Raw genomic sequence first — 20,326 nt, forward strand, 5'->3', positions numbered from 1 at the left:
CGCCATCGATCGGTACTGCTGGAACAGGCTTCATACAAGCGCCTCCATGATTGTGAGGAAGCGTGATCCTCCGAAGCCTTTCAGTCCAATTCTTTATCAGCAGTAGTTTGATGCCTGGGGAGCATCAATCAGGCGAGTACCTGCTCGGGCGCGGCATTGTTGAAGACGTCGATGAGGTTAGCGAGCGCGGGAGACGCATTGTCCTTTCGCCAGACCAGAGCGAGTTGGAAGTCCACCACGAGCCCCTCGACGTCACGCAGAACGAGATTGCGCGGAAGGCGCGATGAGACTTCCGAGCCCACCAGACCGAGCCCCATCCCCGCCGAGATGAGGCTCAGCTGGATCGAGATCGTAGAGACTTCCTGGATGATCAATGGCGAAAAACCGCTCTGTACGCAGGCTGCCAGCAGCCGGTTGTTATAGCGCTGGAGATTGTCCCGGCTGAGCCATACGAGCGGCTCTGGCTCCAGATCTACGACCTCGATGCGTCTTGCCGATGCCAGCCTGTGGCCTTCAGGAACGGCCAGGCGGATCATGCTGCGGCAAATCGGCTTCCAGTCCAGTACCTCAGTATCATCGGCAGCGAGGTTCACGTCGTAGACAATGCCTGCATCCAGTTCGCTTTCGTGCAGGGCGCGGATTTGATGCGCCGACCGCAACGGCAAAAGCTCCACCGCCACATTCGGATGGTTCATGCGAAAGCGGTGGATCCGCTGCGGAATCTCGTCGTGCCAGGATGCGATATCGTTGAAGCCGAGCGAAATCCTTCCGGTGCTTCCGGTTGCGAAATCGCGCGCGCGTCGGCTTGCCACCGTCACCTGGGTCAGGATCGCATTCACATCCTGGGCGAAAGCCCGGCCGGCCGCTGTCAGCCGCACGCCGCGCGGAAGGCGCTCCAGAAGATCGACGCCGATCTCTTCTTCCAGTTGCCGGATCTGACGCGACAGCGCCGGCTGCGCAATGCCCAGGATTTGTGAGGCACGTCCGAAGTGCTCCAGTCGGGCGACGGCGGAGAAATAGCGGAGATGGCGCAGTTCCATGCAGGTTCGATATCACCAGGGTATCAGAACGGCAACAAAAAAGACTTGGACGGTAAGGCTCTGCTGGGCAACACTGCTCCCTGCAGGAATGAGGAACCTGCATCGGGAGGAACGAGATGCAGCCTTTGCAAGGCAAGGTCGCGATCGTCACAGGCGCTGCCGGAGGTCAGGGACAGGCCGAGGTGAGCGCCTTTGCCACCGCCGGCGCCTTCGTGCTCGCCACCGACATTCGGGACGAAGCGCCCGTTGCATTCGCAGAGTTCGGCGATAAGGTCGTCTATCGTCGCCACGATGTTTCCAGCGAAGAGGTCTGGCGAAGTGTCGTTGAGGACTGCCTCGATCGCTGGGGCCGCGTCGATATCCTGATCAACAATGCCGGCATTTACCGCCCCGCCTCGATGATGGAAACGAGCCAGGCGCTGCTCGACCAGCACTTCGCCGTCAACGTGCGCGGCGTCATGCTCGGCATGCAGGCTGTGGCAATGCCCATGATGAAGGCCCATAGGGGCTCGATCATCAACATCGCGTCGGGTGCAGGATCCAAGGGCACGAGCGGCATCTTCGCTTACTCCACGTCCAAATGGGCGGTGCGCGGAATGACGCGTTCGGCGGCCCGCGAACTCGCGGCCTTTAATATCCGGGTGAACGCCATCCTTCCTGGCCTGATCGACACCGCAATGATCAGCGGGCGGGTGAGCAAGGAAGATATGATCGAGCGCGTTCCGCTGGCACGGGTCGGCACGCCGGAGGAGGTGGCGCGCATGGCCCTGTTTCTGGCGGTCGAAGCGCAATCCTACATCACCGGAAGCGAGTTCACGATCGACGGAGGATACAACGCCTGAGACCTGAAGCTTCGCTTCGCCGCGCAGTCAGGTCGAATGATTGGCAACGCGTTTTCGCTGACGGCACAAGGGAGGAAACTGTCATGCTGAAATCGATCATTGCTGCTGTTCTCATGGGTGGTCTGGCGGTTAGCGCAGCCGCCGCGCAAGATTCTTATCCGTCCAAGGACGTCCGCTTCATCTGCGGGTTTCCCGCCGGCAGCGGCGCAGACATCATGGTGCGCTTCTTTGCCGAGCGGATCGGGAAACATATCGGTCATACCATCATCGTCGAGAACAAGCCCGGCGCCGGCGGCATGCTGGCACTGACGGAGACGGCACGTGCTGCACCCGACGGCCACACGATCCTGCTTGCCGGGGGCAACGCCGTCGCCATCAACGCAAACCTCCTTCTCAAGCCGCCGGTGGATGCCGGCAAGGAGCTGACGGTGGCGGCAACCATCAACAAGATGCCGTTCGTGCTCGCCGTTTCTGGAAAGTCACCTTACCAAAGCCTTCCGGATCTCACCGCGGCGATGCGCAAGCAGGGGACCCAGGCAAGCTACGCCTATTCCTCACCCTTCTCGAAGGTCATCGCGGAATCCTACAAGACCTCGTCGGGTCTCCAGACCGTTCAGGTCGCCTATCAGAGCATTACCGATTCCCTGAACGACCTGGCGAGCGGGTCTATCAACTTCGCGATTTTCGATCCCGTTCAGGGTCTTGCCCGCCAGAATGATGGCACCCTTCGCATCCTTGCCATCTCGACCGGAGAGCGGACAACCGCTACCGGCAACCTGCCGACCTTCCGCGAGCAGGGCGTTGACATCGATCTTCCCGGCTGGTGGGGCGCCCTGGTGCCGGCCGCAACGCCGGATGACATGGTGCAAGCCATCAATGAATGGTTCAAGGCCGTGCTGAATGAGCCGGAAGTCCGGACCTTTCTGAAAAGGAGCGGGGCGGACCCGCTCAGCCTCTCACCCAAGGAAGCGAACGCCTTCTTTCGGAAGGAGATCGAGACTTGGGGCAGGCTGGTCGACATGGTGAACATCGAAAAGCAGTGAAACGACCCCGCCGGGAGCGGAAGTTAGCCAAGAAGAACGATTGGGAGGAGGAGATGATGTTAAAAAGCCTGGTGGCGGCAAGCCTGTCGCTTTTTCTGGCCGTCGGCCTAATCGGGTCCGCCGCGGCCGAGGAGAACTACCCGTCGCGCGACGTGTATTTCCTTTGTCCGTTTCCTGCCGGAAGCGGCGCCGATGTTCTTGTCCGCTTCTTCGCCAACAAGATCAGCCAGGAGATCGGCCAGACCGTCGTCGTCGAGAACAAGCCTGGGGCCGGCGGCATGCTCTCGCTGACCTATCTCGCGCAGGCCAAGCCCGATGGATACACGATCCTACTCGATGGCGGAAACGCGGTCGCGATCAACGCAAATCTTCTGAAGGCCCCACCGATAGACGCAGGGCGCGACATCCGGGTGGCCGCGACTCTGAACAGGATGCCTTTTCTCCTCGCCGTCAGCGGAACCTCTCCCTACAACAACCTGACCGAACTGACCGAAGCGATGAAGAAGGCAGGTTCCGAGGCGACCTATGCCTATTCCTCGCCCTTCGCGAAGGTGATCGGCGAATCCTACAAGGTGGCCGGAGATCTCCAGACGGTGGACGTCGCCTATAAGAGCATCGTCGATTCCCTCAACGACATCGCGAGCGGCTCGATCGACTTTGCGATCTTCGATCCGGTGCAGGGGCTGGCGCGGCAGAAGGACGGTAAGCTCAAGATCTTGGCGATCTCGACCGCCAGTCGGACGCATGCGACAGGCGATCTGCCGACCTTCCGCGAGCAGGGCCTGGATGTGGATTTGTCGGGCTGGTGGGCCGCCCTGGTTCCCGCCGGAACGCCCGAACCGATCGTGGAAAAGATCAACACTTGGTTCAAGAACATTTCCGATGACGAAGACGTTCGGACCTTCCTTGCCAATGCGGGGGCAGATCCCTTCTATCTTTCGGCATCGGAAGCGAATGCCTTCTATCTTAAGGAGATCGTCTCGTGGGGGCGGCTCGTAGAGATGGCGAAGATCGAGAAGAAATAGGGTCTGCGATAAAGCAGCGGGGCTACGGCCGGTTCAATCCGGTCATGGGCTTGTTTTGGGAGGCCAGGGGTGGACGTCAAGGGTGACGGGGCGATCGTCAGCAGGGTCGAGGCGGTTGTTGGCGATGCGATCGACAAGCGCGCCCTCGTCGGGACCGTGATTCTCGTGAAGCAGGACGGCCGCCCGGTTTGCCGGATCGCCGCAGGGTGGACGGACCGCGAGGCCGCCACGCCGATGCAGGTCCATTCCGTATTCCGGCTGGCTTCCTTGACAAAGCCGCTGGTGGCTGCGGCAGCTATCCGGCTCGTCGAGCGGGAACGGCTGGATCTCGATACTCCCGTCACGGCCTTTCTACCCCTGTTCACGCCTCGTCTTGCCGATGGATCTGCGGCCACGATCCGGGTCCGGCATCTTCTCACTCACACGGCCGGCCTGAGCTACCGCTTTCTCCAGCCCGCAGGCTCGCCTTATCATGCCTTTGACGTGTCGGACGGATTGGATCTGCCTGGGCTTTCCGGAGAGGAGAACCTGCGGCGGCTCGCACAGGTGCCGCTTCTTTATGAGCCCGGCCAGGGTTGGGGTTATTCGCTGGGATACGATGTGCTCGGCATATTGCTGGAGAGACTTTGCGACACCAGCCTGGACGAGATCGTCCGTCGCTTTGTGACGCGGCCGCTCGGCATGGAACTGACCAATTTCTCGGTGGCCGACGGAACGGAACTGGTAGTGCCTTATGTCGATGGCAATCCGGAGCCGGTTCGCATGGAGGGCGAGACAATCAAGCCGCTGCTGCACAGCGCGGTCCGTTTTCACCCGGGCCGGATTCGCGACCCGTCATCCTACCAGTCCGGCGGCGCGGGAATGGCCGGAACGGCAGGGGAGTTCATGAGCTTCCTCGAGGCTATTCGATTGGATGGCGGTCCGATTCTTCGTCGAAGCTCCGTCGCGATGATGATGGACGACCATGTCGGTGCCCATGCCGCGACCCAGGGCCCAGGATGGGGCTTCGGGTTGGGTTGGGCCGTGCTGAGGGACTCAAGCCTTGCCATGACACGGCAATCAGAGGGCACGATTGAGTGGGGCGGCGCCTATGGGCACTCCTGGTTCATCGATCCGGTTCAACGCTTGTCGGTGGTGGCCCTCACCAACACCACCTTCGAAGGCCTGTCCGGCAGGTTTCGCACCGATCTCCGAAATGCCATCTATGATGATGTCATCCCTCGCTCGTCCTTCTAAAGGCGTTTCAACTGGTTGACGAAAGGTCTCGCCAATCGCCCCACCTTTCCGCAAGCACTGGGAGCTTGGACAGGCTTGCTGCGCCGGGCTCGCTTGCACCTCCGACGAGAGCTGCGAGGATTCTTGCCGCCATCTCGAAGAAGGCCTCCATGCAATGTGGGATTTGTCGTTGTCCGGTTCGGCTGGTGCGGGTTCTAGGCTTATGCGTTACGCGATCGGCGGATCAGGTCGGATGCTTTCTCGGCGATCATGATTGTCGGAATATTGGTGTTGCCCCCCGGCTCTTCCGGCATGACGGAAGCATCAATCACCCGCAGCCCATCAATGCCATGGACCCGCAACTCGCAATCCACCACGCTGCCCGGCGTGACACCCATCGTGCAGGTGCCGAGCGCATGTTGGCGCACAAGCACGGTGGCACGTATAACCGCCTCGAGTTCGGTATCGCTCTTCACCTCCTTGCCGGGAAATAGTTCATCCTCGATCAATTCTCTCTGTCGGCCTGAATTGTAGATTTCGCGGGTCAGCCGCATGGCCTTGACCATATCGTCCATATCCGCGCGTTCGGTGAAGAGGTTGAACTGGATGCGGGGAGCAGCATCCGGATCGGCCGAGCCGAGTTTCACCCAACCGCGGGAGCGGGGATAGAGCGTGCCGACGCGGGCGGTGAAGGAATGGACCGCCGGGGCAGTGAGGCCCGGGAACCGGAGCTTGGCGTCGTTCGCGACCGAGGAGCAGACGAGCTGCACATCCGGCCGATCCAGATGCGGCTCCGTCTTGGCGAAGATCACCGCCGCGGCCCCGTTACTGGTAAACGGGCCCTTCCGGAATAAGTGCCAGCGGGCGCCGGAGACGACGGCCCGATCGAGGCGCAACTGTTCGAGGAAGGTTCCCTTGTTCCTCGCTTTGAAGATTGCCAGCATGTTCGGATGTTCGGAGAGGTTCTGCCCAACACCCGGCAGATCATGCAGAACGCCTATTCCGAACTCCCGCAGATGGTCCGCCGGCCCGATACCCGAAAGCATCAGCATCTGCGGCGATTTGTATGGGCCTGCCGATAGAATGACTTCCCGATCCACATAGACCTTTCGAAGCTTGCCGTCCCGCCTGTATTCGACGCCGATCGCCCGGCCCTTCTCGATAAGAACCCGTCGCAGGATGGCGCCGGTTTTCACAGTGAGGTTCGGCCTGGCCAGAGCAGGGCGAAGATAGGTTCGCGCCGTGCTCTGGCGGATGCCGTCGCCGACAGCCAGTTCGATCCTGCTGACGCCCTCGGTGTCGGCGCCATTGTAATCGTCCCGGTTCGGCAGGCCATAGGTGAGGGCGGCGTCCTGCAACGCGTCATAGAGCATCTGCGGATGGCGGGTCTGCGAAACCTTTATGGGGCCTTCGCCGCTGTGATATTCGCCGTCGCCGCGCCAGCTGTTTTCCAGCCGCTTGAAATAGGGCAGCACGTCCTGATAGCTCCAGCCGTCCAGGCCGCGCTGGCGCCAGGTGTCGTAGTCGCGCGGATTGCCGCGTGCGAAGATCATTCCATTGATCGAGGACGTGCCACCGAGCGTGCGGCCGCGGCGCAGAAAAATGCGCCGGCCGTTGAGGCCCGGCTCGGGCTCGGTGCAGAACTGCCACGTGTAATGCTTGTTGAAGGACATCATGTAGAACGCAATCGGCAGGGCAAGCCACGGATGCCTGTCCGGCCGGCCGGCCTCGAGCAGCAGCACGCGCATGTTTTGGTCTTCTGTCAGCCGGTTGGCGAGGACACAGCCTGCCGAGCCCGCACCGACGATGATGTAATCATACGTGGAGGTCATGTCCTTACTCGGAAAAGAACGGCTCCCATGCTCGGGCGGAAGCTCGGGGATGATCAGCCGGCCGGCGGGATATTGGCGATCCGGATGAATTCACGCCAATCGTCGATCGCCTTGATCAGCATCTGCTGGGTCGCTTCAGGGGTACTGGACCATGGATCGCCACCGGAATTGTTGAGAAACTTCACGGTGTCCTCCTGTTTCAACGCGGCGTTGAACCAGCCGTTGATTTTGTCGACGATGGGCTTGGGCGTGCCTGCCGGAACGGCTGCGGAGAACCAGGTGGTCACGTCGATCGGAAGGCCGTTTTCCTTCAGGGTCGGGATGTCCGGGATCGAAGCAAGCCGCTCGGCGCTGGCGACAGCGAGGACTCTCAGCCGGCCCTCGCGTTGCTGTGCCAGCGAGAAGACCGGATCGAGAGTGGCGAAGAGAAGCCGGCCCGACAGAAGGTCATTCAGCGACGCCGCCGAGGTTTCATACTTTACCTGCACCGTATCGAGCTTGGCTGCCTGCTTGTAGAGTTCGCCGAGCACCATGCCGGAATTGGCAGCCGCCGCATAGGAGGCATTGCTGCCTTCCGTCTTCAGCTTCTCGGTGAGCTGATCGAGCGTCTTGATGTCGCTCTTGGCGTCTACCACGATCATGAAGGCTTGGCGGTTGATGCTCGCCACCATCTGCAGATCCTTGGCGACGTCGATCGGCGGTTGCTTGAAGCGCGACATGATCGAAGCGATCGTGGTGCCGGCATCCATCAGGATCGTATGGCCATCTGCCGGGGAGCGGGCGACGAACTGGGTGCCTATGCTTCCGGCCGCACCCGGCTTGTTCTCGACAATGACGGTCGCGCCGCCCGCCTGCGCCTTGATCTTCTCGGCCATGAAGCGGACGAGAATATCCGCGCCGCTTCCCGCCGGGAAGGTGCAGATGATATGGATGTCCTTGCTGGGATAGTCCTGGGCCTGGGCGCCGAGCGGTAATGCCGCGGCAAGCCCCAGCGCCATGAAAGTTCTGCGAAACATTCTGTCCTCTCCTCCCTTGTTTGCCGGTCGAGTGAAGCCGGCATGACACCCGATTGCAGTTGCCAGCACGACCTCCTCCGTCGCGCCGATCCTTATGAGAGTGGAGCGTCCAGGCCGTCAGAGCGCCATCGCCACGGACTTCAGCTCCGTATAAGCCTCAACGCCCTCGCGCCCGAGCTCGCGGCCCCAGCCCGATTGCTTGAAACCGCCGAACGGCAGGGCAGGATCCAGCCCTCCCCCGTTGACCCTCACGGTACCTGCTTTGAGCTTTTTGGCCATCTTGTGAGCAGTCGCCAGGTCCTTCGTCCATAAGACGGCGCCGAGGCCGTAGCTCGTGGCATTCGCTTCGCGGGCGATGCGGTCGAGATCGGCTTCCTCGTAGGACATGGCGCAGAGCACCGGCCCGAAAATCTCCTGCCGGACGACATCCATGTCGGGCCGTGTCCCCGTGAGCACGGTCGGCTGGACGAAAAAGCCTTCGCTGCCGATCCTGCCGCCTCCTGCGCGGACTTGGGCGCCCTGGCTCCTGCCGGAGGCGATGAAGCCGGAAATCCGGTCGAGCTGTTCCTGCGAAACGACAGGTCCCATCTGGGTGGAAGCCTCCAGACCGTTGCCGACGCGGAACTCGCCCGCCCGCCGTGCGACGCCTTCGATCAGCTGGTCGAATACATCGCGATGGGCATAGAGACGCGAGCCGGCGTTGCAGATCTGTCCGGCATTGGAGAAGATCGACCGGGCGGCGCCTTCGATCGCCCGGTCGATATCCGCATCGGGGAAGACGATGACCGGTGTCTTGCCGCCAAGTTCCAGCGTGACGCGCTTGAAGTCGCCGGCGGCCGCCTTGACGATGATGCGGCCGACTTCCGTCGAACCGGTGAAGGTGATCTTGTCCACACCGGGATGCGCCGTGATCGCGGCGCCCGCGGTCTCGCCGAATCCCGTCAGGATATTGACGACGCCGTCAGGGAAGCCAATGTCGAGAATGAGCTGGCCGAGTCTCAACGCCGTCAGCGGCGTCTGTTCCGCGGGTTTGAGCACCACCGTGCAACCGGCCGCCAGCGCCGGTGCCAGTTTCGAGACCGCCATCATCAGCGGAGCGTTCCATGGCGTTATCGATCCGACGACGCCGACAGGCTCCCGCATCGTGTAGGCGTGCCATGTGCCAGGGTTGGAAAGCGAAACGGACTCGCCGTTGAGCTTGGTGCACCAGCCTGCGTAGTAGCGAAGCACCTCGATCGAATGGGGCAGGTCAATGATCCTCGCGTCGTTGAGCGGCTTGCCATTGTCGAGTGTCTCGATGAAAGCGAATTCCTCTGCCTTCGCCTCCAATGCGTCGGCAAGCCGCCAGATGAGCTTGGCCCGTGCTGCCGGTGTCATGCGCGACCAGGGCCCGTCCTCGAAGGCGCGCCGTGCCGCCGCTACGGCAAGATCGACATCCGCGGCTTCAGCCGAGGCGATCTGCGCAAGGATGCTGCCATTTGCCGGATTGCGCGTAGAAAAGGTTTTTTCCGAAGATGCCGCGATCCATCTGCCGTCGATCAGCAATTGGTGGGAGCCATGAATGAAATCGGTCACGGCGGCAGGGATAGCCGCCATCGAGACATTGACGCTCATAGTTTTCTCCTCCTCGCCACTTCGTAAAGTGCTCCTCTGCGAGTATCAGGCCACCTTAGTATTCGTGATAGACAAACGCAATCCATCATCGTAAAAATTCCGCAGTTGGGGATCATCGTGACGGGAGGAAGACGTGAGGGATCGGATCATCGGATTCATCGGGCTCGGCAATATGGGCTCCCACATGGCGGCGCATCTGGTGAAGGCCGGATATGAGGTGCTGGCCTACGACATTGATACCGACAAGCGGGCCGCCTTCGCTCGGGAGCACGGAACGGCACTGCCTGATGCGCCGGCCGATCTGGCCCGAGCCTCGGTGATCATGACCATGGTGCCGACTGGTGCCGTGGTACGCGCCGTCCTCGACGAGGGCGGAGAGAAGGGCCTGCTCGCCAATCTGAAGCCCGGCAGCCTCGTCATTGACACAACGTCTTCGCCGCCTGAAAGCACACGTGAACTCGGTGCCCATCTTACGCGATATGGCGTTTCGCTGATCGACGCCCCTGTCTCCGGCGGCTGGATGGGCGCGCGCACTGCCAACCTCGTCTTCATGATGGGCGGCGACAGCGAAGAGGCAGTCGACCGTGCCGCTGCCGTGCTGTCCCATCTCGGCAAGAAGATCTTCCGGCTCGGGAAGCTTGGTTCCGGCCACGTGATGAAATCGATGAACAACTACGTTTCGGCGGCCGCCTATGTCGGTGCCTGCGAGGCACTGATCATCGGTCGGCAATATGGCCTCGATCCGGCGATGATGGTGGAGGTGTTCAATGTTTCGACGGCGCGCAGTTTCGCCACCGAAACCTCGATCAAGCGCATCATCGCAAGGAATGAAACCCGCAATTTCGCTCTCGACCTCTTCACCAAGGATATCAAGATCGCCGCTGACCTTGCCGATGCGAAGGCGGTTAAGGCAACCGTCACGCATGCCGTCCATGACCGCATGGCCGAGGCGCGTGACGCGATCGGCGGCTACGGCGATCACACCAGGGCCTACGCATTCTGGGCGACCGAGGTGGGAGAGGGCGATGGCCGATGAGGCCCACGAGATCGACATCGTCGTCGTAGGCGCCGGCAGCGCCGGTTGCGTGGTCGCCGGTCGACTGAGCGAGAATTCCAGCCTGAAGGTCGCGCTGGTCGACGCAGGAAAGACCGATCGTCTGCGCCTGACGAAAATACCGGCGGCCGTGCTGACAACGCTCGGTCATCCGCGCTACGACTACCGCTTCAGGACGGAGCCCGATCCTACCCGGAACGGCCGGGTCGACCAGATCGCCAGGGGCAGGGTGCTGGGCGGTTCGTCTGCGATCAACGGCCTGATCTTCGCGCGTGGCGCGCCGGTGGATTTCGACCGCTGGTCCGGCATGGGCAATCGCGGATGGGACTGGCTGAGCGTATTGCCGCTCTTCCGCCGGCTTGAGAACTCCGATTTGGCCGACAACGGCCTGCGCGGCGGACTGGGACCCCAGGACGTCGCCCTGCCGACCTATCGCCCCCGCTGACCAATCCCTTCATCGCAGCTGCTGGCTGGCAGGGATTTCCCTTCAATCCCGACTATAATGGCGCATCTCAGGAGGGAATTGGCTACGTCCAGGGCATGGTTCGCCGCGGCGTCCGCGTCTCGCCCTACGACGGGTATATTGCGCCTCATCTCAAGCGGTCCAATCTTCAAGTCCTGCCCGGCTGCCGAGCCGAAAGGCTGATGTTCGAGGGGCGCGTGCCACCGGTCTGGTGGCCAGGCGAGGCGACAGTCTCGTGACATTCAAGGCGCGACGTGGGGTCGTGATATCGCTCGGCACGTTCAATAGCCCGCAATTCCTGATGCTCTCCGGTGTCGGCCCATCGGACGTGCTGAAGCGGCACGGCATCGCGATTCGGCGGGACCTTCCCCGCCTGGGCCGGGACATGCGCGATCACGCGGGCTTTCGGATGGTCATGGAGGTGGATACCCCCACCGCCAACAATCAGTCGCGGGGATTGCGTGCACTCTATCATATGGCGCACTGGCTGATCGCCGGCCAAGGCCCGGTGGGAGCGGCTTCGGCGGAGGCCATTGGCTTTGTTCGTTCCAGGCCCGATCTCGAAAGCCCCGATCTACAGGTGACGTTCTTCCCTTATGCCAGCGAATTCAATACGGCGGGCAGGGTGGTGCTGAAGCCGAGATCACTGATCTCGGTTGGCGTCAACCTGAACTATCCGGGAAGCCGCAGCCATGTAACCCTCCGCTCCCGCGATCCCGCCGATCCGGTCGAAATCCACTATCGATTGTTCGAGGATGAGGCCGACCTCGAAACGCTTGCCCGCGGGCTCGGTATCGTGCGCCAGGTAATCGAGGAAGAACCTTTCGGACGGCATGTCGTGGATCGTTCATCCTATCCGCCGGCCGGAGCCGGACCGGAATCGGACCGCAACTTCGTGCGCCTCAACTCCCGCAGCTTCATGCATCCGATCGGCACCTGCCGCATGGGCAGCGATCCTGAGGCGGTGGTTACGCCCGATCTGAAAGTGCGCGGAACGGTGGGATTGTGGGTCGCTGATGCGTCGGTGTTTCCCGATCATATCAGCGGCAACATAAACGCCACCACGATGATGATCGGCGAGAAGGCGGCCGACATGATCAAGGCCGAATTCCACGCGGCTCTCTGAGATGCCGAAGGGGCCGGAGATACACCGGCCCGTCGCATGAAGACTATTGCGGCTCGATGTTGCCGACTTTGACGTAGCGGGCCCAATCGTTGATCTCGCGCTCGACCATCTTGTAGGTCGTGGCGGAGGAATCGGCCGTCAGCGGTTCCCCGCCGTTCTTGCCGACGAATTCGCGGGTCGCGTCGGACCGGACGATCTTGCTCAGCAGGCCGTTCAGCTTATCGACCACCGGCTGCGGTGTGCCGGCGGGGGCGGCAACCAGCCACCAGATGTTCAGGTCAACATCGACCCCCTGGTCCTTGAAGGGCTGCACATCCGACATGCTGGAAATGCGTTTCGCCGTGCTGATCGCCAATAGACGACCGCTGCCGTCCCGTGCGCGAGCGAGGCCGAAGACGGGATCGGCGACAATGAAGTCGATCGAACCGCTATCGAGGTCGTTGGCCACGTCGGCGGTCGCCTTATAGCGCACCTGCACCGTTTCCAGTCCGGCACTTTGCTTGTAGACCTCTGCGAGGATCGTCGAGACGTTGTTGGACGTGGCGTAGGACCCCTTCGAGCCCTTCTGCTTCATTGCGGCGGTCAGATCAGCAAGCGTCTTGTAGGGCGATTTCGAGCTGACCAGGAGCGTGAAGCCCTGACCGAAGATCGGCGCCACATAGACGAAGTCCTTGCGAGGATCGAACGGCGCCTGCTTGAAAACATAAGGTGTGGCGCTGAACGTATCGGCGCCGCCGATGAACAGGGTATAGCCGTCGGGCGTGGCCCGGGCCGCCGCGACGGCCGCGATGCTGCCAAAGCCGCCCGGCTTGTTTTCGACGACAAACGTGTGCTTCGTCGCTTCTTCCAGCTGCTTGGCAAAATAGCGGGAGTAGATGTCGGCGCCGCTGCCGGCGGCGAAGCCGGTGATGATCGTCACCTGCCGGCTGGGATAATTGCCATCGGCGGCGCGGGCGGCGCCGACCGCCAGGCAAACGGAAACACCCAGCGCAAAGGCGCCGGATATAAAGCTTTTCATTGCTTTCTCCTCCAAAAACGGTTCCGCTCTTCGAGCAAACCGGACGATCCTGACGCGAAACGTCTCCTCCCCTTCGCGTCAAATATAAGGTAACCATATGTTGAATCTCCGTCAAACAGCATTTTATAATGATCAACGGAGGATGCTTCCGCTTGGGGTCTCGTGACCCGGGCGAAGCCAAAGCAACCGATCCTGGGAGGAACCATGCAGATCAAAGCCGCCGTTGTCGGCAAGGACAACACCATCACCATCCGCCCATTGGAACTCAAGGGGCCGCAGCCGCACGAAGTGCTGGTCAGGATCGTTGCAGCCGGCGTCTGCCATACGGATCTGAAATGCGCGGGCTCGAACCTGCTCGTGAAGGCCCGGCCCGTGGTGCTCGGTCACGAGGGTGCCGGCATCGTGGAAGCGGTCGGAACGGCGGTTACGGAGCTGAAGGCGGGCGACCACGTGGTCATGACCTTTGCCTATTGCGGGACCTGCCGGAGCTGCCGGGAGGCGGAGCCCGCCTATTGCTACCAGCAGTATCCGCTGAACTTCGGTTGCGCGCGGCCGGACGGCGGCAGCGCCTATCTCTGCGACGAAGGCGGCGCGGCCGTGCATGGCGATTTCTTCGGGCAATCGTCTTTCGCCACCTATGCGATCGGCACGGAACGCAACGTCATCAAGGTGCCGGACGACGTGCCGCTGGAAATCCTCGGCCCGCTCGGCTGCGGCATTCAGACCGGAGCGGGCGCCGCTCTCAACGACCTCAAGGTCTGTCCCGGCGACCGGTTCGCAGTCTTCGGCGCCGGCAGCCTGGGCTTGAGTGCCGTTATGGCAGCACGCCATGCCGGCGCGAAGACGATCATCGCCGTCGACCGGGTGCAGACCCGCCTCGACATGGCGCTGGAGCTCGGCGCCGATCACGCGATCATGGCGACGGGCCCGGATGTGGTGGCGGAGATCCTGCGGATCACCGGCGACGGCGTCGACCAGGCGCTCGATACGACCGCGGTTGCCTCCGTCATGCGGCAGGCGATCGACGTCCTCGCACCACGCGGCATCTGCGGCTTCGTGACGGCGCCGAGCGACGGGTCTGAACTGTATCTGCCGGTACGCAGCATGCTGCTCGGCAAGAAGGTGCGCGGGATCGTGGAAGGCAACAGCAATCCGAAGCTCTTCATCCCCTTCCTGATCGATCTCTACAGGCAGGGGCGCTTCCCGTTCGACCGACTGATCCGCTTCTACGATTTCGACGAGATCAACGAGGCCTTTCACGCCCAGCACAGCGGCGAGGCGATCAAGCCCGTGCTGCGGATGGGCTAGCGCCGACCGCAACGGCCGCTCCGTCACCAACAGGATAACGGTTGGCGACGAATTCGAAGGCGGTCCCGGCGAGCTCGTGTTCGACCGGTTCGCGGCCTATGGCGGCACCCGGTATCGGGCCGGCGACCCCTATGCCGGCGAGCTGGTGGCGATGGTTGCCGAGACCGTCGCCAATTCCACGAGCACGGGCGGAAAGCTCGAGGAGTTCCGTTCTCAGCTTTCCGATATCGAGTCGGCGCATTGGGATCTCTATTGGCGGCTGTTCTGTGCCTGGGAAAACGTACTGCCGGAGCATGAAATCCGTGAGCGCCTGGCGCGCGTGAGGGCGGCCTCACATGTCAAGGCGGATCTCAATGATCGGCCCTGGATACTGACGGAAGAAGCGGTCGATGTCTCGGCCGTGCCGCACGCGACGATCTTTCCCGGTCCGGCGACGAAGACGGTCGAATATCATGAATCGTCGGGACGGGCGATGGTCTGGTGGACCTCGGCCGCGTCTGGCGCCTTCCAGATCGTACAGCGCCGTCAATCCGGGTGGGTCAACTGGGGAACCAATGGCGAGAACGAATGCCCAGAACTTCCGCTCGGATGCGATATCAAGACAGCCTATGGTCGGTTTGCCGATCGTTGGGCGGTGATCGCGGATCAACTTGAGACACCACCGATCATAGCGGTGTCGGGGATATCGTGAATTTCTCCGATGCGGGAACACGTCGAGGAACGTCTGACCGTCGGCAGCTATTTCACACCGCATATTGTCCGTCAGCTTTGAATAGCCGGGTGGTTCTAGTCTGTTCAGCTACAAAATGTGAGTTCGCCGATGTACACGCCGGCGCGATCTCCAAGTGACCGTCATCTTTTGGTTGCGCGTCACGCGCAGCTACAGCTATCCAGCACGGAGATCATTGGTGGTGGATGGCGGCGCGGGTCACGCTGACAATGCGAGGCCGCTAAGTCCCTTGGAGGAGGTTCACCCATTCGTCGCTCGTGGGCCAGCGGCCAGTCGCAAGCTTGAAATCGAGCATCCAAAGACGATCACAGCCCCACAAGGCCTCGCCATCGACAAAGAAAAAAGGCACTCCAAATACACCGCGGGCGATTGCCTTGTCCACAGCCTGCATGAGCCTTTCCTTGAGTTCCGGGGCGGCAAGAGCTTGCTCCAAACCTTGTACGTCCGCGCCGAAGGCAGCAGCCTCACTCAGAACGAACTCTGGTCGGGTGATATCCTCGCCGTCGACCCATAATCGTGCCGAGATACGCTTGACCAACTCCCGCGCCAGCGCAGGATCGTTGTCGCCAAGCCAAAGATAAGCACGGCACGCGGCGAGCGAGTTGATATTCTTGAGACCATGCCGACGCAACGGCACTCCAAGCATCGCGGCCTGCCGTTCGGCATCCATCCACGAATATGTGGACTTGAGGGGAGTGTCAGGGATCGGCTTGAGGCCCATCACTTTGGTCATCGTGATGCCGACGAGCAAAGGGTGCCATTCCACCGTTCTGCCATGCCTGCCGGCAAGCCGGTCGATCTGGGTCGTCGCGAGGTAGGAGAACGGAGATATCGGGTCGAAGTAGAAATCGATTGGAGAGCCTATCATCGGGCGGCGCTCTCCGAAGCCTCTGCCGCGAGCGTTCTCAACTTGACCTTCGAAACTTTTCCGAAGCCAACCTTTGGCAGCTCGTCCAGGAAGTGTATCTCGTGCGGAACCTTGAACTTGGCGAGGTAATGCTGGCATCGCTGCAAGATCACATTCGTAATCTCCTTTCCATAGCCGGCTTGCAGGACGACGAAAGCAACCGGAACCTCGCTGCGAAGTGGATCGGGTCTGGCCACGACCGCGACTTCCGCCACGCCATCTATCTGCTGGATCACAGCCTCGACCTCGCTTGCCGAAACACCTTCACCCCCCACCTTGATGACGTCCTTGATGCGATCGACGAACATGATGCTGCCATCCTCAAGCAGGCGCACCCGGTCTCCCGTCTTGAAAAAGCCCCTGTCGTCAAACGCGTCGCGGGTTGCCTGAGGGTTGCCGAAATATTCCCGAAATAGAGTGCGTCCGCGCTCGCCCCCAACCAGCAACTCACCCTCACCGCCAGGATCGACCTGTTCACCACGACGATCCTCAATTCTGATCCGGTAACCCATGGACGGCCGCCCGATTGAGTTTGCGGCGAGTGGACCATGATCGGTGCCACCAATGATCGGCTGGGCGATCATTTCTGTCATTCCCCAGGCCGATGAGAATTTCTGGATGCCGTAGGTGCGCTGCAGTTCAGGCATCTGGCGATTGGTGATCCACATCTGGAAAAAGTGGTGGTCCGGTTTTTCCTGCTGCTGCAAGGCGGCAAGTGTGAACGGAACATGTGCCGAGATCGTCGCGCGGTGCTTCAGGGCGAGGGGCCAGAACCGGCTCGCCGAGAAACGGGATTGAAGCAGCACGGTGCCTCCCGTCCAGAGGATTGGCAGGAAGGTCCAGGAAAAGCCAACGACATGGAAAAGGGGCAGGAAGAGTTGCACGACATCGTCTGACCGGAAACCCTGTTGTAGAGCGCCCAGGCAGGACGCCCAAAGAGAATTCTCGTGTGTCCACAAGACGGCCTTCGCGCGAGCCGTCGTGCCGGTTGTGAACAAGATAAGCGCTGGTGCATGCGGATCTGGTGGTGCCTGGAGCGCAAGCGGCGCGACCAGGAGGCGTTCAAACCGGAGAGCCCGTTCCGGAACGTCTGCAGCGCGTGGCTGAACGCCGGCGTCTGTCCCGGTGACGGCGATCCAGTCAAGATGAGGAACATGGGATGCTATGAGATCCGCGAATTTAGGCTGTGTAATTGCAGCGCGTGGTCCTGTCGTCTCTGCCAGATTTGCCAATTCAGGCCCGGCAGCCATGGCATTGGACGCAACGCAGACTGCGCCGAGCCAGGCACAGGCAAAACGGGCAAGGAGCGCTTCGGGGCAGTTTTCCAGATGAACCAGAACGCGATCGCCCTTGCGGATGCCGCGGCTGGCCAAGCCGCCTGCAATACAGGCGATCTGGTGCGCGAACGAGGCGTAGGTCCAGGTTGCCTCGGCTCCTTCCGCCGGTGCCCAGATGAGCAATGGATGATCCGGGCGTCTTATAGCCCGGTCATGGATCAGCGAACTCACATCCAGCTGACCGAATGGAGAAAGATTGTATTCCGTGCTCACGTCGGAACTGCTCCAGCTTGGATCGACCGGGTTTTCCTCATTGCGGCTCTATACCCGCCATCTTCACATATCGAGCCCAATCATCGATCTGCTGAACCAGCAGTTTCTGTCCATCCTCCGGGCTGCTGATGAAGGGATCTCCGCCATTTTGCGTCAGAAACGTCGCGGTCGCGGGTCGTGACAAGATCTCCCCGAAATATTCATTGATCTTGTCAACGACGGGTTTTGGAGTGGCAGCCGGGACCATCGCGGCAAACCAGCTCAGCATGACGAGATCGGGAATACCGGCCTCCGCGAATGTCGGATATTCGGGAGCAGCCTTGATCCGTTCCGGCGTGCTGACCGCAAGCACCCGCGCGCGGCCTTCCCGAACCTGGGCGAGGGCGAAGACGGGATTCATCATCGCAAAATCGATGACGCCACTTTGCAGATCGTTCAAGATGTCGATATCGGTTTTATACGCGATTGCCACCGTCTTGAGCTTAGTGGCGTCGGTGAACATACGGCCCATCACACGGCCGGTCGTGTTCGATTGGGCGTAGCTGCCCTTGTCGCCCTTATCGTCCATCCCCTCCACGAGCTCCGCCACAGTCTTGTAAGGGCTAGCCACAGGAACGATCAGCATGAAAGCCTGCTGATTGATGGTCGCCGCGATCTGCAGCTCTTTTGCGACATCAATTGGCGGCTTCTTGAACAGATGCATGTTCGCAGCCACTGAGCTCGCGGCATGCACGTAGATGTTATAGCCGTCCGGTTTGGAGCGGGCGACGTATTCCGCGGCGATATTTCCCGCGGCGCCCGCCTTGTTCTCGACGATGACGGTCTGCTTGGTTAGTGCCTGCAGTTCCTTGCCGAAATATCGCACGAGAATGTCCGAGCCGGACCCAGCCGGAAAACCGGTGACAAGGGTTATCTGCCCATTTGGATAGGGAGCGGCCTGCTGTGCGAAACTGCTTGTTGATGCCAAACCTGCGACTGACAGCGCCAGGAAAGTGCGACGAAGAAGCATGCTGTTCCTCCCAGATGCTTGTTTGAACGACGAACCGCTAATGGACAGCGCTCCTCATGCGCTTGCGACGTTCTCCGTTTTGCTGTTTGACGGCCGATCGCTTCCCGCTCGGATTTGCTGTCATGGGAAAATGTTTAGCACCATGGCTTGGCACCGGTAGGTGGTCCGACTTGGATTGGGGGTTCCAAAAATGGAACGGACTGCATTGCTGATCAACCGGCAGACGGACTTTCAACGAGTTCCTGTAGGCGTGCGGCCAGGAAATCGAGGAAGGTCCTGATTTTTCTGGGGGCATATTCTCTGGCAATGTAGGTGGCCGATGTCATCAAAGGCGGACTTTGCCAATCCAGTTCTATCTTAACGAGAGACCCGGCGTTAACGGCGTCCCGGCACATGACGTCAGGCATCAAACCAATTCCGAGGCCGCGAAGGACAAAGTCCCGGATCATGATCGCGTTGTTCGCCAAAGCTCGCGGAACGATGGGCGTTGCGCCTTCACCTTGCTGTGTTAGCCAGGGGAATATTCGGTCACGCATCTGAAACTGGTGGACGATCAGGTGATGGGAAGACAGGTCAATGTAACCTGAAGGGAGGCCATGCCGTGTCACATAGTCGGGCGTGGCATAGAAGCTGCGGGGGAGCTCGATTAGTCGACGTGTCGGGTGGAATGTCTCGGCCGGTTTTCCAAAGTGAATTGCAACATCGAATGGTTCATCCGCAACGTTGACCTGGCGGTTATGGGCTTCGATCTCCAGACAAAGCATGGGATGAAGCTGCGCGAAACCGGCGATGGCCTCCGAAACCCACTCCACAAAAAACGATGGCATGCTCACGCGCAGTACGCCCGTTAACTCGTCCTGTATCTGCGAGGTCTGCAGGTTGACTTTTTCCAATTCGTCGGCGATCAGCTCGCACCTCCGATAAAGGGCCTGCCCGCTCTCGGTCAAACCGAGCGAGTGAGAGCCCCGCTTCAGAAGGGTGGAGTTGAATTGCGCCTCGAGGAGGCGCAGACGCCTGCTGATGGTCGATTTGGGGATATCGAGAAGTTGAGAGGCCTTGTTGATGCTGCGCGCGTTGACGGTCTCGTAGAACAACATCAGCCCGTTGAGATCGATGCGGCCGGATTTTCTCAAAGATCCGTCTCCTCCGTTCAAACCGAACCGCTAGCAACTTGTCTGCTGCAAAGTCGGTCTCCACCTTTATCACGAATGAAACTCAAAACAGGAGACTAATGTTTTGGGGTTTTCACCGTAGCGATGATAGATAATGCTACGCATCGACTCTCTCCTAATTTAAGAGCAACAGGTCTGCTGCTAATCGCAAGTCACTGACTCCATTCAAACCGCGCCTGATCTGAACCCTTCAAACTGGACCGTTTTTGGGTAGGGTTTTCCGGTGATTTTTCCTGGCTGGGAAAGGAACGGAAGACGATGAAGGCATCGCAGTTTTCGGACGCGCAGAAGGCGTTCATTCTGAAGCAGGATGATGAAGGTGTGCCTGTGGCGGAGATCTGCCGCAAGGCGGGAATTAGCCA

At 60.8% G+C, this 20,326-nt stretch carries 19 protein-coding genes and 1 pseudogene; 11 read left to right on the forward strand and 9 right to left on the reverse strand.

Going from position 1 to position 20,326, the window contains the following annotated elements; genetic code table 11:
- Nucleotides 1–128: 128 nt before the first annotated feature.
- Nucleotides 129–1,040 carry a LysR family transcriptional regulator gene (locus tag ACMGE0_RS22190; RefSeq protein ID WP_436818056.1) on the reverse strand — a complete coding sequence of 304 codons (912 nt, stop codon included), beginning with the start codon at nt 1,038–1,040 and terminating at the stop codon, nt 129–131.
- Nucleotides 1,041–1,156: 116 nt separating this feature from the next.
- Between ACMGE0_RS22190 and ACMGE0_RS22195 the strand changes: the two genes are divergently transcribed.
- The 4 genes from ACMGE0_RS22195 to ACMGE0_RS22210 all read left to right on the forward strand — a co-directional run bounded on the left by ACMGE0_RS22195 (nt 1,157) and on the right by ACMGE0_RS22210 (nt 5,186).
- The gene (locus tag ACMGE0_RS22195) at nt 1,157–1,882 is read left to right on the forward strand and encodes an SDR family NAD(P)-dependent oxidoreductase (protein WP_436818057.1); all 726 of its coding nucleotides are present in this window, start codon (nt 1,157–1,159) and stop codon (nt 1,880–1,882) included.
- A gap of 83 nt (nt 1,883–1,965) precedes the next feature.
- On the forward strand, nt 1,966–2,925 hold the full coding sequence (locus ACMGE0_RS22200) for a Bug family tripartite tricarboxylate transporter substrate binding protein (RefSeq protein WP_436818058.1): 960 nt from the start codon (nt 1,966–1,968) through the stop codon (nt 2,923–2,925).
- A 53-nt stretch (nt 2,926–2,978) separates the two neighbouring features.
- On the forward strand, nt 2,979–3,950 hold the full coding sequence (locus ACMGE0_RS22205; protein ID WP_436818059.1) for a Bug family tripartite tricarboxylate transporter substrate binding protein: 972 nt from the start codon (nt 2,979–2,981) through the stop codon (nt 3,948–3,950).
- Between the two features lie 69 nt (nt 3,951–4,019).
- Nucleotides 4,020–5,186: a serine hydrolase domain-containing protein gene (locus ACMGE0_RS22210; RefSeq protein WP_436818060.1), complete on the forward strand. Its 1,167-nt coding sequence runs from the start codon at nt 4,020–4,022 to the stop codon at nt 5,184–5,186.
- Between the two features lie 200 nt (nt 5,187–5,386).
- Here ACMGE0_RS22210 and ACMGE0_RS22215 read toward each other — a convergent pair whose 3' ends face one another.
- The 3 genes from ACMGE0_RS22215 to ACMGE0_RS22225 all read right to left on the reverse strand — a co-directional run bounded on the left by ACMGE0_RS22215 (nt 5,387) and on the right by ACMGE0_RS22225 (nt 9,627).
- Complete coding sequence (locus ACMGE0_RS22215; RefSeq protein WP_436818061.1) at nt 5,387–6,997, reverse strand: GMC family oxidoreductase; 1,611 nt, start codon at nt 6,995–6,997, stop codon at nt 5,387–5,389.
- Between the two features lie 53 nt (nt 6,998–7,050).
- On the reverse strand, nt 7,051–8,013 hold the full coding sequence (locus tag ACMGE0_RS22220) for a Bug family tripartite tricarboxylate transporter substrate binding protein (RefSeq protein WP_436818062.1): 963 nt from the start codon (nt 8,011–8,013) through the stop codon (nt 7,051–7,053).
- Between the two features lie 117 nt (nt 8,014–8,130).
- Nucleotides 8,131–9,627 (reverse strand): aldehyde dehydrogenase family protein, encoded by a 1,497-nt coding sequence (locus ACMGE0_RS22225; RefSeq protein ID WP_436818063.1) that lies wholly within the window; start codon nt 9,625–9,627, stop codon nt 8,131–8,133.
- Nucleotides 9,628–9,760: 133 nt separating this feature from the next.
- Here ACMGE0_RS22225 and ACMGE0_RS22230 point away from each other — a divergent pair, with 133 nt between their 5' ends.
- From ACMGE0_RS22230 to ACMGE0_RS22245, 4 genes and pseudogenes are all read left to right on the forward strand, one after another.
- Nucleotides 9,761–10,663: an NAD(P)-dependent oxidoreductase gene (locus ACMGE0_RS22230; RefSeq protein ID WP_436818064.1), complete on the forward strand. Its 903-nt coding sequence runs from the start codon at nt 9,761–9,763 to the stop codon at nt 10,661–10,663.
- Nucleotides 10,653–11,126 carry a GMC family oxidoreductase N-terminal domain-containing protein gene (locus tag ACMGE0_RS22235; protein WP_436818065.1) on the forward strand — a complete coding sequence of 158 codons (474 nt, stop codon included), beginning with the start codon at nt 10,653–10,655 and terminating at the stop codon, nt 11,124–11,126. Before ACMGE0_RS22230 ends, ACMGE0_RS22235 begins: the two co-directional genes overlap by 11 nt.
- An 11-nt stretch (nt 11,127–11,137) precedes the next feature.
- Nucleotides 11,138–11,481 (forward strand): annotated as a pseudogene (locus tag ACMGE0_RS22240) (GMC family oxidoreductase N-terminal domain-containing protein); the annotation flags it as partial.
- Nucleotides 11,482–11,619: 138 nt separating this feature from the next.
- Complete coding sequence (locus ACMGE0_RS22245) at nt 11,620–12,270, forward strand: GMC family oxidoreductase (RefSeq protein ID WP_436818081.1); 651 nt, start codon at nt 11,620–11,622, stop codon at nt 12,268–12,270.
- 43 nt (nt 12,271–12,313) lie between these two features.
- On the opposite strand, the gene ACMGE0_RS22250 is transcribed toward ACMGE0_RS22245, so the two are convergent.
- Nucleotides 12,314–13,288, reverse strand: a complete 975-nt coding sequence (locus ACMGE0_RS22250; protein WP_436818066.1) for a Bug family tripartite tricarboxylate transporter substrate binding protein — start codon at nt 13,286–13,288, stop codon at nt 12,314–12,316.
- A gap of 204 nt (nt 13,289–13,492) precedes the next feature.
- On the opposite strand from ACMGE0_RS22250, the gene ACMGE0_RS22255 reads away from it, so the two are divergent.
- Together ACMGE0_RS22255 and ACMGE0_RS22260 are read left to right on the forward strand one after the other, a co-directional pair.
- Entirely contained in the window at nt 13,493–14,596 is a 1,104-nt protein-coding gene (locus ACMGE0_RS22255) for an NAD(P)-dependent alcohol dehydrogenase (protein WP_436818067.1), read from the forward strand.
- A gap of 76 nt (nt 14,597–14,672) precedes the next feature.
- Nucleotides 14,673–15,287: a hypothetical protein gene (locus tag ACMGE0_RS22260; protein WP_436818068.1), complete on the forward strand. Its 615-nt coding sequence runs from the start codon at nt 14,673–14,675 to the stop codon at nt 15,285–15,287.
- A gap of 259 nt (nt 15,288–15,546) precedes the next feature.
- Here the strand turns inward: ACMGE0_RS22260 and ACMGE0_RS22265 are convergent, their stop codons facing one another.
- From ACMGE0_RS22265 to ACMGE0_RS22280, 4 genes are all read right to left on the reverse strand, one after another.
- Nucleotides 15,547–16,194, reverse strand: coding sequence for a 2-hydroxychromene-2-carboxylate isomerase (locus ACMGE0_RS22265; protein ID WP_436818069.1), 648 nt, complete (start codon nt 16,192–16,194; stop codon nt 15,547–15,549).
- Entirely contained in the window at nt 16,191–17,783 is a 1,593-nt protein-coding gene (locus ACMGE0_RS22270; RefSeq protein WP_436818070.1) for a class I adenylate-forming enzyme family protein, read from the reverse strand. The genes ACMGE0_RS22265 and ACMGE0_RS22270 overlap by 4 nt, the downstream gene beginning before the upstream one ends.
- Nucleotides 17,784–17,820: 37 nt before the next feature.
- Complete coding sequence (locus ACMGE0_RS22275; RefSeq protein ID WP_436818071.1) at nt 17,821–18,792, reverse strand: Bug family tripartite tricarboxylate transporter substrate binding protein; 972 nt, start codon at nt 18,790–18,792, stop codon at nt 17,821–17,823.
- Nucleotides 18,793–19,004: 212 nt separating this feature from the next.
- Nucleotides 19,005–19,925, reverse strand: coding sequence for a LysR family transcriptional regulator (locus ACMGE0_RS22280; protein WP_436818072.1), 921 nt, complete (start codon nt 19,923–19,925; stop codon nt 19,005–19,007).
- A 297-nt stretch (nt 19,926–20,222) separates the two neighbouring features.
- On the opposite strand from ACMGE0_RS22280, the gene ACMGE0_RS22285 reads away from it, so the two are divergent.
- The coding region (locus ACMGE0_RS22285; protein WP_436818082.1) for a transposase at nt 20,223–20,326 on the forward strand (104 nt) is incomplete at its 3' end.

Origin of the sequence: Neorhizobium descurainiae, from assembly GCF_051400715.1 — a bacterium.
Lineage (GTDB): Bacteria > Pseudomonadota > Alphaproteobacteria > Rhizobiales > Rhizobiaceae > Neorhizobium.